Genomic DNA, 16,395 nt, shown 5'->3' with positions numbered 1-16,395 from the left:
CAGCTCCTCGCCGCCATCGAGCGCGTGGTGAACGCCGAGGCCACGGCGGCCGGCGCGCCCCGGAAGCCGGAGATCGCCCTCACCGAGGGCACGCCCGCCACCTACAACGACCCGGCGCTGACGAAGCGGCTGATCGGCGCCGTCTCGCGGACGCTCGGCGCGGAGAACGTTCGCGAGGCCCAGCCCGTCATGGGGGGCGAGGACTTCTCCGAGTACGGCCTCGCGGGAGTCCCGGCGGTGATGCTCTGGGTGGGCACCGTCGAGCCGAAGCGGCTCGCGGAGGCCCGGGCGGCGGGCGAGACACTTCCGTCCCTCCACTCCGCCCTCTTCGCTCCAGACCGGGAGCGGACGCTCCGCACCGGCGTCACCACGCTGACCACGTCCGCCCTGGAGTTGCTGGGCAAGCCCTAGCCCCTCTATTCGCGGTGGATCCGCCCCATGCGCCCACTCTGGTAGTCCTCGAAGGCCTGGAGGATCTCCGCCTGCGTGTTCATCACGAAGGGCCCGTAGCGCACCACCGGCTCACGCAGGGGCACTCCGGAGAGGAGCAGGAACTTGAGGGGGGTGTTCCCCGTGGCGGTCATCACCACCGAGTCCGCGTCGTTGGCGAACAGCACCGCCTGCCCATCCACCGCACGCTCCCCCTGGGGGCCGAAGGTCCCCTCGCCTCCGAAGACGTAGGCGAAGGCGTTGTGGTCCCGAGGCACCGGCTGCTCGAAGCGCGCACCCGGCTTCAGGGTGAAGTGCAGGTACTGGATGGGCGTGCGCGTGTCGATGACCGCCCGCGCCCCGAGTGACTCGCCCGCGATGACCTTCACCCGCACCGCCCCATCCGGCGTCGAGGCCACCGGGATGCGCGCGGCGGGAATCTCCTGGTAGCGCGGCGCCATCAGCTTGTCGCGTCGCGGCAGGTTGACCCAGATCTGGAAGCCGTGCATGCGCCCGCCCTGGAGGGAGAGCTCGCGCGACGGCATCTCCGAGTGGATCACGCCCGCCCCCGCCGTCATCCACTGCACGTCCCCAGGGCCCAGCACGCCCGCGTGTCCCGCAGAGTCCTCGTGCTCGGTCTGACCCGCCAGGATGTAGCTGACCGTCTCGAAGCCACGGTGGGGATGATCGGGTGCCCCCTTCGCCTCACCCGGCGGCAGCTCCACTGGCCCCAGCTCGTCCACGAGAAGGAACGGATCGAAGTGACTGAAGCCCGGGATGGGAAAGGGCCGGCGCACCACGAAGCCGGCACCCTCCAGGGTGCTCACGGAGTCCACCACCTTCAATACGGAACGCGTGCTCATGACCTACCTCCATCGATTCTGGATTCTGGAACGAATCCTTCGTACTGGAAGTAAATGCACGAGAAGGATTTGCGTTGCGGGACCGCGAGCGGCTTACCCGCGGGACAGCGAGAGCCCCAGCTTCTTGCAGAGCGCACCCAGCTGCTCCTGCTCCTCGGCGGAGAGGACGCCCATCAGCGCCGCGATGTGGGAGGCATGGGCCGGAAACACCTTCTCGATGACGCGCTGGCCCTCGCGGGAGAGGCTCACCACCACCACCCGGCGATCCTCCTGGCTCCGTTCGCGCGCGATCCAGCCGTTGCGCTCCAGGTTGTCCAGGAGGGCCGTCATGTTGGGGTTGCTGCGCAGCAGCTTGCGGCCCAGCTCTCCCTGACTCATCGGCCCCAGGTGCAGCAGGGCCTCCAGCACCGCGAGCTGGGACGGCGTGATCTCGTAGCTGGCGAGGTGTCGCTGGAGCTCGCCGCCCAGCGTCTCCATCGCCCGGGTCAGCTTGATGAACGTGTTGAGCGCTCGGGTCTCGCGCGCACTGCCTTTGTGACGAGTCGGCATCGTTCAAGCTCGAAAGGTTCGTCCTGGAGAAGCTTCAACCCGAAAGGTTCTTACTGGAAATAACCTGGGTCCCCGGCCGCCGCAATCCCCTCACCCGCTTCCGCCCCTCATGCGCGCCTGCCTCGGAGGCCAGTGGGTGAAGCTCGTCCGCTCGCCGAGCATACAGGGCTGCGAAGGGCATGTCCCGCGCGGCTCGGGTCCCGTGGACGATGGAGCGGACACGGCGATACGCTCGACGCAGTCATGCGGTCCGTGCTTCTTGCCTTGTTGTTTCTTCTCCCAGCCCTGGCTTCCGCCACGGACGTGAAGGGGACGCTGTCCGTCCCTACCGTCTGGACGAGGAGCGGCAGCCCCTACGTCCTCAAGGGCGATGTCACCGTGGCCTGGGGCACCCGGCTCACCATCGAGCCCGGCGTCCAGGTCATCGCCTCCACGGAGGACGCGCTCCGCACTGGCGTGGACCCGCGGCGCGTGGAGCTGATCGTCGATGGGACGCTCGTGGTGCGCGGCACCCGGGAGCGCCCCGTGGAGCTCACCTCCCGCGGTGGCGACGACGCCTGGTACGGCATCCGGGTGCGGGGTGGCAGGGGCACGGTGATCGACGGAGCCATCATCACCCAGGCCCGGCAGGGCATCTCGTTGGGCATGAGCGCCGTGGTGAGGAACACCTCGGTGAGCGCCACCGCGCGGGACTGCCTCCACGTGGCCTGGGGCAACGCCGCGCTCGCGGACAACCAGCTGCGCGGGTGTGGCACGAGCGGCTCGTCCATGGCCCGGGGACAGGTCCTGGACAGCGTCACGCGGCCCGACGCCTCCTCCTTCCGGCACGTCGCGCTGGGCGAAGCCAAGGTGCGGGGCCGAGCCGTCTTCGCCATCGCCCCGCGCAACACCCGGGGCGGCGCGGCCGTCGCCCACGCGCCCTGGCGCCCCCACCGGCGCCCCGCCAGCATCTCCTCCAGCGGGAGTGTCGCCCTTCCGCCTCCCGGCAACCTCCAGCTCCCTCTCGTCCTGGAGAGGCACCCCTCCGCGATGCGGCCCGTCCTCCCAGCGCATCCAGCCCTGGCGGCCATTCCCTTGATGGGTCTCGCCGAAACGCCTCCCCGCCCCGCCCCCACGGCGATGGCGAGCGAGAAGCCCCGGCCAGCAAACGCAGGAAACGCGAGAGCCATGTCTATCGACTGGGGCCCTCGCGCAACCGGATGTGACTGGACGCACGGGCCCGCTCCAGGAGTGCCGCCTCCGGACAGCGCCTCGACATGCGGTGCTCCACCACGGGCCTGGCCTTCCTCGAGAACGGACGCGTCCTCGGGTTGACCGCCCCGCCTCTCGGCAGGCCTCCCGTGCCTTCAGCCGATCGAGGGCTTCTCCCACCCTCGAGGGCAGGAGGGCTCCCGCTTGTCACAAATGCTCCAGCCGCGCATCCGTAAGAGGAGGGACACATCCGTCCTGCGCGAGGGGAGCACGCCATGGCACGAGTGGATTGGCAGGTGGCATTTCCCACCCTGACCCCGGCGCAGATCAGCCGGCTGCATCACTATGGCCAGGAGCGGCCGACCCGCGAGGGAGACCTCCTCTTCCGCGAGGGGGACCCGCACTACGACTTCTTCGTCATCCTCGATGGCGAGGTGGAGATCCTCGACCACCCGGGCCCGTCTCCCCGCGTGCTGGCGAGGCATGGAGCCGGGCGCTTCCTGGGTGAGGTCAACATGTTCACCGGCCAGCGCGTCTACCTCACCGGGCGGGTGAGCAAGGCGGGGCGTGTGCTGGCCATCCCTCCCGCGCGGCTGCGAGAGATCGTCGCCATGCTGCCGGACCTGAGCGAGCTCATCGTCAACGCCTTCCTCATGCGGCGGCTCATCCTGCTGGGAGGCCCCGCCACGGAGATGCTCCGCATCATCGGCTCGCGGTACTCGCGCGACACCCTGCGGCTGCGCGAGTTCGCCGTCGCCAACCGCCTGCCCCACATCTGGATGGACCTGGAGGCCGACCCGCACGCCGAGGCCATGCTGCGCGAGCTGGGCATCCGGCCCGAGGAGACGCCCATCGTCGTCTGGCAGGGGCGCGAGGTGCGGCGCAACCCGAGCAGCGCGGAGCTGGTGGAGCTGGTGGGGCTCGACGCGGGGCGGGGCACCGGGGAGCTGCTGGACCTGGTGGTGGTGGGCGCGGGCCCGGCGGGACTGGCCGCCGCCCTCTATGGCGCCTCGGAGGGGCTGCGCACGGTGGCGGTGGAGGCCCTGGCCGTGGGGGGACAGGCCAGCACCTCGTCGAAGATCGAGAACTACCTGGGCTTCCCCGCGGGCATCTCCGGGGCGGAGCTGGCCGCCCGCGCCCGGCTCCAGGCCGAGAAGTTCGGCGCCTACATCAGCATGCCCTCCGAGGCCGTGAAGCTGCACTGCGAGGGCGACGCGTACGTGGTGGAGCTGGCCGATGGCAGCCGGCTCACCACCCACAGCGTCATCATCGCCACCGGGGCGAGCTATCGGAGGCTCCCGGTGCCCCGGATGCGGGAGATGGAGGGCGCGGGCGTCTACTACTCGGCGACGGAGACGGAGGCCCTCCTGTGTCGCGGAGACGCCGTGGCCATCGTGGGCGGAGGCAACTCGGCGGGCCAGGCGGCCGTCTTCATGGCCGAGGAGGCCCGGCGCGTCTACGTGATCATCCGCGGGGGAGACCTGGGCAAGAGCATGTCGCGCTACCTCGTGGCGCGCATCGAGAACACGCGCAACATCGAGGTGGTGACCCAGACGGAGATCGCGGAGCTGCTGGGCCCCAGCCACCTCACGGGCCTCCGGGTCCGGAACAAACAGACGGGTGAGATGCGGGAGTTGGCCGTCCGCGCGCTCTTCGTCTTCACCGGCGCCGATCCCCACACGGAGTGGCTGCGCGGCACGCTGGCGATGGACGACCACGGCTTCATCCTCACCGGGCCCGCCCTGCCGCATACCCAGGACAGGGCCCAGGGGTGGGTGCTGGACACGCGCAGCCCCCACCTGCTGGAGACGTCCCTGCCCGGCGTCTTCGCGACGGGAGACGTGCGCAGCGGCTCCACCAAGCGGGTGGCCAGCGCCGTGGGCGAGGGCTCCATCGCCGTGCGCATGGTGCACGACTACCTGGCCCAGGGGCCCAGTCCCCGTCCCGCCCCCGAAGCGGGGACCCGGGAAGAGCACGCGCCCTCGCACTGAAGAGAGGACTTGGGAGGCCTGCCCGGGCGGCGGGCTCCCAAGCAGGCCATGGGCCGCGGACAGGGGCCGTCCAACCCACCAGAATCCCTGGCGCCCGCCCCCCTCCCTGACGGAGGGTGACAACTTTCGTACGCGAGGGGACCCATCTCGTCGTTCGCTCCCCCTGGGAGACGGCATCCGTGGGAGCTGGCCCTTACACTTGAGGGCATGGACTCGAGAGTGCTTCCCCCCAACTCGCGCCTGTGTATCGGCCTGCTGTCGGGCACCAGCGTGGACGCGGTGGAGGCGGTGCTGTGCCGCATCGCGGGCACCGGCCCCGAGGTCCGCATCACCCTCCTGGCCCACGTCTCCCGGCCCTTCGCGCCCGAGTTCACCCAGCGGGTGCTGAGCGCCAACGACGCCCGCTCGCTGTGCGAGCTCAACTTCGCCCTCGGCGAGCACTTCGCCCAGGCCGCGCTGGAGGTCATCTCCCGGGCGGGCCACCGCCCCGAGGACGTGGACGTCATCGGCTCGCACGGGCAGACGGTGGCCCACCTCCCGGCGAGCCTGTCCGAGACGCCCTCCACGCTTCAGCTCGGCGAGGCCTCCGTCATCGCCGAGCGCACCGGCATCCCCGTCGTCAGTGATTTCCGCACGCGGGACGTGGCCGCGGGGGGCCAGGGCGCGCCGCTGGTGCCCTACCTGGACTGGGCCCTCTTCCGGAAGCCCGGGGTGACGCGGGCGCTGCAGAACCTCGGGGGCATTGGCAACGTGAGCGTGGTGGGCGACCGGCTGGAGGACACCGTCGCCTTCGACACCGGGCCGGGCAACATGGTGCTGGACGGGCTGGCCCGGCTCACCACCCAGGGCCGGCTCCAGTGCGACCTGGACGGCACCCTCTCGCGCCAGGGCCGGGTGATTCCGGAGCTCCTCGAGGAGCTGCTCGCGCACCCCTTCCTCGCCCTGCCCCCGCCCCGCAGCGCCGGCCGCGAGGGCTTCGGCGACGCGCTGGTGGCCCGGCTGTGGGAGCGCCACGGATCGCGCCCCTATGACTTGATGGCCACGGCGGCCGCCTTCACCGTGGAGGCCACGGCCCGCGCCTACGAGCAGTGGCTCCTGCCGCGCTTCCGCCTGGAGGCGGTGTACGTCTCCGGCGGCGGCACCCGCAACCCGGTGCTGATGGAGCGCCTGGCGGAGCGGCTCGCCCCCCTCCCCGTCCACACCCTGGACGTGCTGGGAATGCCGGAGGGGGCCAAGGAGGCCGTCTGCTTCGCCCTCCTGGCGAACGAGCACCTCTCCGGCACTCCGTCGAATGTGCCATCGGCAACTGGCGCGAGGCGGCGAGTCGTTCTAGGTAAGCTGACACCGTGAGCAGCGTGAACCTGGTGGCCCGCGAAGTGGCCGTGAAGATCGTCTTCTACGGACCGGGTCTGTCCGGAAAGACGACGTCCCTTCGTAAAGTCTATGAGACCGTGCGCCCCGCGCACCGCGGCGAGATGATGTCCATCGCCACCGAGGGAGACCGGACGCTCTTCTTCGACTTCCTCCCCGTGAAGGTCGAGCGGGTGAACGACTGCACCGTGCGGCTCGCGCTGTACACGGTGCCCGGTCAGGTCTTCTACAACGCCACCCGCAAGCTGGTGCTCCAGGGCGCCGATGGCGTGGTGTTCGTGGCGGACTCGCAGCCGGAGATGATGGACGCCAACCGCGAGTCGCTGGCCAACCTGGAGGAGAACCTGCTCGAGCAGGGCGTCCGGTTGGAGCGCTTCCCGCTGGTGTTCCAGTGGAACAAGCGCGACCTCCCCAAGGCCCTGCCCGTGGCGGACCTGCGCGCCGCGCTCAACCCGCGCAACGTCCCCGACTTCGAGACCGAGGCCCTCAGCGGCCACGGCGTGCTCGATGCCCTCAAGGCCATCACCCGGCTCGTCATCCAGGACCTGCGCGTCAAGCGCATCGTCCCCCCGCCCCGCCCGGCCACCCCGGCGTTGCCCTCGCTGGGTGCCCCCAAGGGCCCGGGCGGGCTGGAGGCCCAGCTCACCCAGCTCGCGGGGAGGACGCCCGCCATCTCCACTCCGGCCCCGGCGACGGCCCCGGCCGCGACCACGCCCCCCGCCATGATGCCGCAGCGCCCCTCCCGCAGCATGCCGGCCGTCGCGCCCCAGGTGGCTCCCGCCGTCGCGCCCCCGGGCCTCACCGGCCAGCGGCCCCTCGGGCCCGCCAGCGCGCTCGCGCCCTCGGACCTGTTCGACCACGCCCGGGCCGCCGAGGGGGCCTTCTCCTCCGGAGATTACGGGACGTGCATCCAGGCCTGCCTCGATGCCGCCCGGCGCGGGCTCGCCCTGGCCGGTGAGGGACCGCTGGGAGCCCAGGCGTACCTCCTCCAGGTGGATGGGGGCGATCTGCTCAAGCTGCAGACGCTCGCGGCGCGCTCCAGCAACCGGGTGGATGACGCGGCGTTCGCGCTCTACGTGGTGATGCAGATCTTCACCCGGCTCCACGCGGCCGGGCTGCCCACGCCCGCGTCGGAGTAGCTCAGCGCAGCTGCAGCAGGCCCATCCGTGCCAGCTTGGCCAGGGTCTTCAGGGTGTCCAGCTCGCGCGCCGAGCTGGCCAGCACCAGCGTGGACACATCCCAGGTGCCGTTGATGTTGCCCACCACCTGCCGCTCCTCGGGCTTGAGGAGCGACTGTGCCTCCGGGTCCGGCACCAGCACCGGCACCGACAGCGGGGGCAGCTCCGCGTAGAGCGCCGCCACGTGCTCGCTCTGCACCATCCGCGCGAACTCACGCACCCGTCGGTCCGCCGGATCGCTCGCCAGCAGTGAGGAGCACACCAGCTCCGCCGCGTCGTACTGGCCCTCGCGCACCAGCACCGCGCCCTTCTCGAGCATGTCCGTCACGGGGTCCACCACCACCTCTGGCGCCCCCTCCACCTCCACGTGCCTGGCCCGCAGCAGCTCGAAGACGCGGCGCGTGGTGGCCGAGCGCGACATCCCCAGCGACAGCCGCAGCCGCCCCAGGTTCTGCCCGCCCGCGCACAGCGTCAGCAGGATGCGGTGCATCAGCGGCTGGCGCGGGCTCGGCTGCACGCGCGCGCGCACCGTCAGCGCATCCCCCGGCAGGGCCCGGTCCACGTCCGGCTGCTCATCCACCCAGCGCAGCGACTCGAAGAGCAGCTCCCGGAGGCTCATCTCGCAGGGCGCCCACTCCTCGCCTCCGCGGTCCAGGTCCTCCGTCCAGTGGAAGGCGCCGTGGCCCCCGCGCGTCTGGTCCACCATCGAGCCGAACAGCTCCTCGCGCACCAGCTCGCGCACGTGCTTCGGGTCCACCTTGTGGGCGCGGAAGAGGGACTCCAGCTCCTCGCCCCCCGGCGGCAGCGCCTTGAAGGCCGCCATCACCCCCGCCGCATCCGCCAGCCGCGACAGCGACAGCACCCGCGCCGTCCGCCCCCACAGCCCCTCGTGGGCCATGGCCAGCACCTGTCCCGAGAGCAGGAAGAGCTTGCGCTCCCCTCCCTCCCAGGAGAGGAGCTGGAGCGTCCCCGTCTTCCGGGAGCTATCCAACCACTGGAGGAGTTCGGGCAGGGGGAAGCTGGAGAAATCGCCGTGGAGGGCCATGGGTGTCTCCCATCGAGGATACAGTCGGGCCCCATGCGCGTCGCGGTCCTCTTCATCGATGGGGTGGGCATCGGACGAAACGACCCGGAGGAGAATCCCCTCGCCGGGCGGGACTATCTCGTGTCCCACTTCCAGGACACTCCCGGCCGCGCGCTCCCCGAGGGCGGCCGGTGTTTCCCGGTGGACCCCACCTTCGGCGTCGCCGGGCGTCCGCAGTCCGCCTCCAACCAGACGGCCATCCTCACCGGCCAGCCCGCCCCCGTCCTCATCGGCCGGCACGTACTGGGCTACCCGGACAAGCCCCTGCGCGAGCTCCTCGCGCGGCACTCCATCATCAAGCGGCTGGTGGCCGCGGGCCGCAGTGCCACCTTCGCCAACAGCTACCCCGTGGCCTACCTGGACGCGCTGAAGTTGCACCGGCGCCCCTCCACCAGCGGCCCCGAGTTCACCCTCTCCCCCGCCGCCCTGCGGCGCCTGAAGGCCTCGGCCACCACCCTGGCCTTCGCCGCCGGCGACGTCGCCCTGCGCACCTTCGAGGACGCCCAGGCCGGCCTGGGCCTCACCCATGACATCACCGGCGAGCGGGCGCGAGCCCGGGGCATGTCCGCCGTCCCCCAGCGCACCCCGGCCGAGGCCGCCGACGTCTTCTGGCGGGTGGCCGGCGAGGCGGACTTCACCTTCTTCGAGCACTACCTGGCCGACGAGGCCGGACACGCCCAGGACTTCGCCGCCGCCCGCGAGGCCCTGGACACCTTCGATGCCTTCGCCCGGGCCGTCATCGCCACCCGGCCGCCCGAGGCCCGGGTGCTGGTGTGCAGCGACCATGGGAACGTGGAGAACCTCACCACTCGTTCCCACACGCTGAACCCCGTGCCCGTGCTCTACTTTGGACCGCCGGCTCCGGAACTGGAGGCCCTGGCCACCGTGGCGGATGTGGGCCGTACGGTGCTCCGCTGGCTGGACGTAGAATGAGGACCGTGATGCGCAACGGCAGTGGGCAGGGTGGAGCGGGAGTGGTGGCCGTGCTGGCGCTGGCGCTCCTGTCGGGTTGTGCCACGCGGAGGAGGGCGGCGGAGCCGGCCCTGTCGGCCTCGGTGGAGCTCGCGCGCCCCTCCGGCCAGTTCCTCATCGAGTACGACCCCGCCGACGCCCGGGACGCCGCCCGCGTCCAACAGGCCGTGGAGCAGGCCCTGCCCCGGCTCGCGCGCTGGGGGGCGCTGAGGGAGACCGTCTCCATCAAGGTGATGCCCGACCACGAGTCCCTGGAGAACGCCGTCCAGCAGCGCGGCATGGGCTGGCTACGCGCCTGGGGCCGCTATGACGACGTGTTCGTCCAGGCCCCCTCCACCTGGGGCGTGGCCGGCGCCACCCAGCCTCAAATCAACGAGCTGCTCCTCCACGAGCTCACCCACAGCCTGATGTACCAGCTCGCGTCGGACCGGCTCGGCTGGTCGCGCAAGCAGATTCCCCTGTGGTTCCGCGAGGGCATGGCCTCGTACACCGCGGAGCAGTCCTACCGGTGGGTGTCGCTGGAGGAGATCGCCCGGCACTTCGAGCGCGTCCCCGACAGCGACCCCGTCCGCAGTCCGGGGGAGCTCTACCGCGACGACTCCAACTTCATCTACGGCGTGGCCCACCACGCCTTCTCCTTCCTCGTGCGACGCTACGGCGAGGACGCCGTGCGGGCGCTCCTGGGCGAGATGTACGAGGGCAAGAGCTTCCCGGAGGCCTTCCAGAGCGCCATCGGGGTGCCCCCGGACACCTTCGTGAGCGACTTCACCCGGTATGTGCGCTGGCGCGGGTTCCGCAGCGGGCGCACCCTGCCCCGGGCCAACGAGCCCCGTTGACGCACCGGGTCGCTCCGCCCCGCGCGAACAAACCGCGTCCGCCGGCCTGCCAGGTGGGCTCCCAAGCACCCCCCCTGACAGGGTGCCCACCCATTGGCTCCCGGACCCGCTTTTCTGTTACGACTGGCGCGAACATTCCCCACCCAGGTGCGCGCCCCCACGTGCACCGGGAGTGCGAGGAGACTGCACGATGAAGCTGCGCACGCTGGGCCTGACGGTACTCGGTGCCGTGGGGCTCTCCGCCCTGACGGCCTGCAAGAAGGACGAGGCCCCCGCCGCGACGGCGGCCGCGCCCGCGCCCGCCGTCAAGGCCGCCCCGCTGCCCGCCGATACGCCCCTGCCCCCGGAGGACACCGCCCCCGCCCAGGCCCCCCAGGGTGGAGGCACCGTCCGCGGCATCGTCACCTTCAAGGGCACGCCCCCGGCCTCCACCCCCATCGACCCGGGCACGGATCCCAACTGCGAGGGCATGGACCTGGTGGAGCAGCCCGTCCACGTGAAGGACGGCAAGCTGGCCAACGTGCTCGTGCGCGTGCAGGGCAACGTCCCTGGCCAGTCCACCCCTCCGCCGAGCTCCATGGTGGTGGTGGACCAGAATCGCTGCACCTACCTGCCGCGCGTGCAGGGCGCCGTCGTCGGCCAGCCGCTCGTGCTGATGAACAGCGACGGCACGCTGCACAACGTGCGGGGCATGGCCGGCAAGAAGCAGCTCTTCAACGTGACCCAGCCGCCCCTGAAGACGCGGGAGGCCCAGCCCCCCGCGGACGCGGAAGTCATCCGCCTCAAGTGCGACATCCACCCGTGGATGACGGCGTTCGTGGTGGTGAACCCCAACCCGTACTTCTCCACCTCCAGCGAGGACGGCGCCTTCACCCTCCAGGGCGTGCCGCCGGGCACGTACACCCTCGAGGCCTGGCACGAGACGCTCGGGACGAAGACGGCCCAGGTGACGGTGACGGAGGGCCAGGAGGCCCAGGTCTCGTTCGAGTTCGTCGCGGCCCGGTAGTCAACCCGCCCGCCCTCCCCAACCGAGGAGAGCGGGCGCGGGTGCCGCCTACTTCTTCTTGATGGTGAGCTTCGTCTCGGTGGCCTTGCTGCCACCCTCCGCCTTGACGGTGACGGCGCCCGCCTTGATGGCCGTCACCTTGCCGGTGGCGTCCACGGTGGCGATCTTCTCGTCGCTGGTGGAGTAGGTGAAGGACACGCCCTTGATGGCGGCCCCGTCGGTGCCCTTGGCCACCACGGCCAGCGCCGCGCTCTCCCCCACCTTCAGGGTGGCGGGCACGGTCTCGAAGGCCACGGTGTCCACCTCGGGCAGCTTCACGGTGACGTCGAAGGTCTGCGTCAGCTTGCCGGACGTCGCCTTCACGGTGGCGGTACCCGGGGCCACGGCCACCAGCCGGTTGCCCTCGAGCTGCACCACGCTGGCGTCGGCGAGGGAGTAGTCCAGCTTCGCCTCCTTCACGGGACGGCTCGCGTCGTCCTGCACCTCGCCCTCCACCGCCAGCTCCGAGCCGATGCCGGTGAGGGTGAAGGGCGCGCCCTTGATGAGGATGGCCGAGGGGATGATCACCTCCACGGGGGCCGCCGCGCTCTTCTCGTTGGCCTTCACGGTGATGGTGGCCGAGCCGCTCTTCACCGCCACCACCTTGCCGGCGGCATCCACGGTCGCGACCTTCTCGTCGCTGGAGGCGAACTCGAACTGCGCCTTCTCCACCGGCTCGCCGTCCGCGGTGAGCGCCTGGGCCGTCAGGGCGACCGTCTGGCCCGCCTCGGAGAGCGCCACCGTCGCCGGGCTCACCTCGATGCGCTCCACCTTCTTGCAAGCGGACACGGACAGGACGAGCGCCGCGGCCATCAGCGAATTGAACAGCTTCATGATGCGTGTGCCTCCCACTCGCCCTGGGGCGAGTGATTGATGTCGGAAGGGTGCGGAACTTGGAGTTCCAAGGACCCGGGCGATAAAACCCGTTAGGCCTCAGCAATTCGTGTTCCATTTCCGACACCCTCTGAAGGGCGTCGAAAGGTCGTGGAGAAAAGGGACGGTCAACGCCACGGGTTGTCCCTCTTCTCCCCAGGCCCCCACCGCGCTCGAAATCCGGGTACGGTGGAGCGCGCCAGCCTTTCCGCCCATGCATCGCGACATCAGAGCCGACGAGACACACGCCGGGTACGAGCCCCGGAGGGACGCACGGTGAAGGGGCTGTTCCTTCCGGTCCTCCTGTTGGGCCTCACGGTGTGGGCGGCGCCCCCCCGGGTGCCGGTGTGCGAGCCGCCCCGCGTCTCCATGTCGGAGGTGGAGCAGCCCTTCCCCGAGCAGGTGCAACGGGCCCTCGACGAGCTGGTGCGCGCCGAGCTCGCCCGGCAGCCGCACGCGGGCCTCGCGGTGGGCGTGCTGCGCGGCAACAGCCGCTGGGTGGGCGCCTACGGGCTGCGAGACGTGGAGCGGCGCCTGCCGGCGACCCCGCGCACCACCTGGCGGATGGCCTCCATCACCAAGTCCTTCACCGCCGTGGCCGTGATGCAGCTCGTGGAGCAGGGGCGACTGGAGCTCGACGCCGACATCCATTCGCTGGTGCCCTCCTGGCCGGAGAAGCGCTGGCCAGTGACGGTGCGGCAGCTCCTCGGGCACCTCGGGGGCGTGACGAACTACGGCCGCTTCGGCCCGAGCCATGACAGCGGCCTCGTCGACACGGCGGGCGCGCTCGCCCTCGTCGCGGGTTACGAGCTGGAGGCCGAGCCCGGCACCCGCTTCATCTACAGCACCTGGGCCTACAACCTGCTCGGCGCCGCCATCGAGGCCGTGTCGGGGCGGAGCTACGCGGACTACCTCCAGGCGCACGTCTTCGGCCCCTCGGGCATGGAGCACGCGGCGCTGGATGATCGCCGCACGCGCGACGAGCACCACGCGGCGGGCTACCGCGTTCGGGACGGGCAGCGGGTGCCCTCGCGCGTCATCAATGTGTCCGGCCGCTTCGCCGGAGGAGGCACGCGCGCCTCCATCGAGGACCTGCTCGGCTTCGCCCGGGCGCTGCTCGACTACCGGCTGGTGTCCCGCGAGGGCACGGGGCGGATGCAGACCTCGATGTGGACCCGGGACGGGAAGCTCACCGACTACGGCATGGGCTTCGCCACCTGGCCGCTCCGAGGCCACTATGTGGTGGCCCACTCGGGGGCCCAGCCAGAGACGTCGACGCTGCTGCTGCTGCTGCCCGGCGAGGGCGTGGCGATTACCCTCGCGAGCAACGTGGAGGGCCAGGCCGCCTCGCTGCGCCGCATCGCCTACGGCATCATCGAGCTGCTGCTCGAGAACGGCGGCGCCCGGGTGAGCGCGCGCCTGCGGGACTCGACGGACTCGGTGGTGAACGAGGGCCTGGGGCGCGTGTTCGGCTACGGGCTCGCCTACCACCAGTGGGCCACCCGCGGGCCGGGGACCCTGCCCGGCTCGGGCGAGCTGTCGGAGGCTTTCGAGCAGGTGACGCGACTGCTCGACCGGAGCGTCATCGCGAAGGCTCCGGGCGCGGCGCTCGAACGCATCCACGCCGCCCACGAGCCCCGCGCGGACTGGCTCTTCGTCCGCGTCGGAGCCCACATGGCCCGGACGCTGGAGGAGGCGCTGGGACCCGAGCGGCTGCGTGACTATTCCTCGCGCGGCGCGCTCGCCTTCTTCAATGACTACCTCGCCGTCTGCGAGTCGAAGGCCTGCCCCGAGCCGTTCCGCTTCAACGAGACGCTCCGTGCGGATCTGCGCCGCTTCACCGAGGGCGCGCCTCCCGCCCAGGCCGCTGGCCACGGCGGGTGAGGCATACGCCTGTCCCGGGCCACCGAGCACGGCGTGACGCCATGGCGGACCGCGCCGGGAGGTGCCGGGTTCCGCTATCATCCCCTCGCCCATGAGAACGACGCGTCGGCGATTCCTCATTGACTCGATGTTGGCGACGGTGGCCGTGGCGGCGGGATGCCGCTCCGGAACCGAGTCCGCGTCGCAGGCTCCCGCCTACCTCCCCACGTCCGACCGGACCGTGGTGCAGACGCTGCCGGGTATTCCGACGACCGACGGCGCTGGCGTGCAGTTGACGCGCGTCATCGGCCAGCCCGCGCTGCGCAACCTCGATCCGTTCTTGATGCTCGACCGCTTCCACTCGGACGACCCGAACGCCTACATCGCCGGCTTCCCGTCCCATCCGCACCGCGGGTTCGAGACCGTGACGGTGATGCTCGACGGCTCCATGCGGCATCGCGACAGCCGGGGGAACTCGGGCCTCATCCGGGGTGGCGGCTCGCAGTGGATGACGGCGGGACGCGGCATCATCCACTCCGAGATGCCGGAGCAGGAAGCGGGGCTGATGTCTGGCTTCCAGCTGTGGATCAACCTGCCGGCGAAGGAAAAGATGTGCCCCGCCTACTACCAGGACCTCGGGCCGGAGCGGCTCGCCGAGTCGAAGCTCTCGTCGGCGGGGAGTACGGTGCGAGTGATTGCTGGCACGCCGAACGGTCTCGCGGGTCCCGTGCGTGAGCGCCCGACGCAGCCGACCCTGCTGACCCTGACGCTGGAGGATGACCAGCCATTCGAGCTCGAGCTGCCGGGCGAGCACACGTCCTTCGCCTTCGTCTACAGCGGTGAGGTCGACCTCGGGCCGGAGGCGAAGACGAAGAAGGTGCGCGCGGGCCAGCTCGCCCTCTTCAGCCCCGGCAAGCGGCTCCGCCTTCGCGCGACGAACCAGCGCAGCGCGGTGCTCATCGCCGCGGCCAGGCCGCTTCGGGAGCCCATCGTCCAGCGCGGCCCCTTCGTCATGAACACCGAGGCGGAGATCCAGCGAGCCATCGCCGACTACCGGAACGGTGTACTCGACAAGGCGTGAGCCAGGACACGCGGGGCTCCGGCTGCTGGAGGCCTACGGCTTGTGAGCGGTGGCGGCCTTCGCGAACGCGTCGAAGGCGGAGATGACCTCGGGCGGGGCCTGTACCAGCTCGATGAGCACGCCCTCGCCGCCGAGCGGGAACTGCTCGTTGCCCTTCGGGTGGATGAACGTCACGTCGAAGCCCGCCGCGCCCTTGCGGATGCCACCGGGAGCGAAGCGCACGCCCTGCCCTTCCAGCCAGCTCACCGCGATGCGCAGGTCATCCACCCACAGGCCCAGGTGGTTGAGCGCGGGGTCATGCACGCGCGGCTTCCCGTTGGGGTCCACCGGCTGCATCAGGTCCACCTCCACGCGGAACGGCCCGGCTCCGGCCACGACGATGTCCTCGTCGACGTTCTCGCGCTCGCTGCGGTAGGTGCCGTGGGGCTCGAGGCCCAGCAGCTCGACCCACAGCTTGCGCAGGGGTCCCTTGTCGGCCCCGCCGATGGCCACTTGCTGGAGGCCCAGGATGCGAAACGGTCGTGTCGTCATGGCGGCGCACCGTCGCAGAGGGAGCGGGCCCCAGGCAAGGACCTCGGCCCGTCCGCTCAGAAGCCCGGTGGCACCCGGCCATGCAGACAGGTGATGGTGTTGGGCACGCGGGGCCCCGACCACAGCGCATGCCGCATGCCCGAGCGCGCCACGGGGGGCACCCCCTCCTCCACCGGCCAGTGCGGCTCCTCGCCGGGGCCCAGGCAGTGCAGCCCGCTCTGCCAGGGACCGATGACATAGGTGTGCCCCGCGGCGCGGCAGCCGAAGAACCGCGTCCAGGCCCGCGCGAAGGCGTGTCCCCGAGCCGTCCCGAAGGTCTCGCAGGTGCGAAACCACCACAGCGCACCACCCCCGGGTACGAGGCGCTCGCGCACCGCCACCAGGCGCTCCCGCCACGGGTGCTCCGGCTCGAGCGCCGAGACGTCCAAGGACACGCGGTTGATGAGCACGCGGCCCCAGTTCCCATGGCCCCAGAACTGGATCTCCGCGATGCGCTCGTGCTGGGAGCGGGCCAACAGCCAGTCGAGCGCCTCGGGCC

16 protein-coding genes are annotated in these 16,395 nt (G+C 71.2%); 10 read left to right on the top strand and 6 right to left on the bottom strand.

What is annotated here, in order from left to right:
- On the top strand, positions 1 to 411 hold a 411-nt coding region (locus VF697_RS11850), incomplete at its 5' end, for a M20/M25/M40 family metallo-hydrolase (protein ID WP_331094356.1).
- Between the two features lie 5 nt (positions 412 to 416).
- Here VF697_RS11850 and VF697_RS11845 read toward each other — a convergent pair.
- Positions 417 to 1,292: a pirin family protein gene (locus VF697_RS11845; RefSeq protein ID WP_331094354.1), complete on the bottom strand. Its 876-nt coding sequence runs from the start codon at positions 1,290 to 1,292 to the stop codon at positions 417 to 419.
- A gap of 93 nt (positions 1,293 to 1,385) precedes the next feature.
- The gene (locus VF697_RS11840; protein ID WP_331094352.1) at positions 1,386 to 1,841 is read right to left on the bottom strand and encodes a MarR family transcriptional regulator; all 456 of its coding nucleotides are present in this window, start codon (positions 1,839 to 1,841) and stop codon (positions 1,386 to 1,388) included.
- A 243-nt stretch (positions 1,842 to 2,084) separates the two neighbouring features.
- Here VF697_RS11840 and VF697_RS11835 point away from each other — a divergent pair, with 243 nt between their 5' ends.
- The 4 genes from VF697_RS11835 to VF697_RS11820 all read left to right on the top strand — a co-directional run bounded on the left by VF697_RS11835 (position 2,085) and on the right by VF697_RS11820 (position 7,533).
- Positions 2,085 to 3,155, top strand: a complete 1,071-nt coding sequence (locus VF697_RS11835; RefSeq protein WP_331094350.1) for a hypothetical protein — start codon at positions 2,085 to 2,087, stop codon at positions 3,153 to 3,155.
- 152 nt (positions 3,156 to 3,307) lie between these two features.
- On the top strand, positions 3,308 to 5,023 hold the full coding sequence (locus VF697_RS11830; protein ID WP_331094348.1) for an FAD-dependent oxidoreductase: 1,716 nt from the start codon (positions 3,308 to 3,310) through the stop codon (positions 5,021 to 5,023).
- A gap of 207 nt (positions 5,024 to 5,230) precedes the next feature.
- A complete protein-coding gene (locus VF697_RS11825) occupies positions 5,231 to 6,373 on the top strand; it encodes an anhydro-N-acetylmuramic acid kinase (protein WP_331094346.1) in 1,143 nt (380 codons plus the stop codon).
- On the top strand, positions 6,370 to 7,533 hold the full coding sequence (locus VF697_RS11820; RefSeq protein ID WP_331094344.1) for a GTP-binding protein: 1,164 nt from the start codon (positions 6,370 to 6,372) through the stop codon (positions 7,531 to 7,533). Before VF697_RS11825 ends, VF697_RS11820 begins: the two co-directional genes overlap by 4 nt.
- A 1-nt stretch (position 7,534) precedes the next feature.
- Here the strand turns inward: VF697_RS11820 and VF697_RS11815 are convergent, their stop codons facing one another.
- Positions 7,535 to 8,617, bottom strand: a complete 1,083-nt coding sequence (locus VF697_RS11815; protein WP_331094342.1) for a DUF4388 domain-containing protein — start codon at positions 8,615 to 8,617, stop codon at positions 7,535 to 7,537.
- 33 nt (positions 8,618 to 8,650) lie between these two features.
- On the opposite strand from VF697_RS11815, the gene VF697_RS11810 reads away from it, so the two are divergent.
- From VF697_RS11810 to VF697_RS11800, 3 genes are all read left to right on the top strand, one after another.
- Positions 8,651 to 9,589, top strand: a complete 939-nt coding sequence (locus VF697_RS11810) for a metalloenzyme (protein WP_331094340.1) — start codon at positions 8,651 to 8,653, stop codon at positions 9,587 to 9,589.
- On the top strand, positions 9,586 to 10,464 hold the full coding sequence (locus VF697_RS11805) for a peptidase MA family metallohydrolase (RefSeq protein WP_331094338.1): 879 nt from the start codon (positions 9,586 to 9,588) through the stop codon (positions 10,462 to 10,464). The genes VF697_RS11810 and VF697_RS11805 overlap by 4 nt, the downstream gene beginning before the upstream one ends.
- Positions 10,465 to 10,654: 190 nt before the next feature.
- Positions 10,655 to 11,470 (top strand): carboxypeptidase regulatory-like domain-containing protein, encoded by an 816-nt coding sequence (locus tag VF697_RS11800; RefSeq protein WP_331094336.1) that lies wholly within the window; start codon positions 10,655 to 10,657, stop codon positions 11,468 to 11,470.
- A gap of 48 nt (positions 11,471 to 11,518) precedes the next feature.
- On the opposite strand, the gene VF697_RS11795 is transcribed toward VF697_RS11800, so the two are convergent.
- Entirely contained in the window at positions 11,519 to 12,343 is an 825-nt protein-coding gene (locus tag VF697_RS11795; protein ID WP_331094333.1) for an Ig-like domain-containing protein, read from the bottom strand.
- Between the two features lie 315 nt (positions 12,344 to 12,658).
- Between VF697_RS11795 and VF697_RS11790 the strand changes: the two genes are divergently transcribed.
- Both VF697_RS11790 and VF697_RS11785 read left to right on the top strand, forming a co-directional pair.
- On the top strand, positions 12,659 to 14,266 hold the full coding sequence (locus tag VF697_RS11790; protein WP_331094331.1) for a serine hydrolase domain-containing protein: 1,608 nt from the start codon (positions 12,659 to 12,661) through the stop codon (positions 14,264 to 14,266).
- Between the two features lie 91 nt (positions 14,267 to 14,357).
- Positions 14,358 to 15,326, top strand: coding sequence for a pirin family protein (locus VF697_RS11785; RefSeq protein ID WP_331094329.1), 969 nt, complete (start codon positions 14,358 to 14,360; stop codon positions 15,324 to 15,326).
- A 33-nt stretch (positions 15,327 to 15,359) separates the two neighbouring features.
- Here the strand turns inward: VF697_RS11785 and VF697_RS11780 are convergent, their stop codons facing one another.
- Both VF697_RS11780 and VF697_RS11775 read right to left on the bottom strand, forming a co-directional pair.
- Complete coding sequence (locus tag VF697_RS11780) at positions 15,360 to 15,857, bottom strand: VOC family protein (protein ID WP_331094327.1); 498 nt, start codon at positions 15,855 to 15,857, stop codon at positions 15,360 to 15,362.
- A 56-nt stretch (positions 15,858 to 15,913) separates the two neighbouring features.
- A partial coding sequence (locus VF697_RS11775; RefSeq protein WP_331094325.1) for a hypothetical protein occupies positions 15,914 to 16,395 on the bottom strand: 482 nt, incomplete at its 5' end.

Source organism: Archangium sp. (assembly GCF_036388035.1).
Classification (GTDB): Bacteria; Myxococcota; Myxococcia; order Myxococcales; family Myxococcaceae; genus Archangium.
The sequence above is the reverse complement of the archived record's forward strand: the minus strand, read 5'-3'. Positions and strand labels throughout refer to the sequence as shown.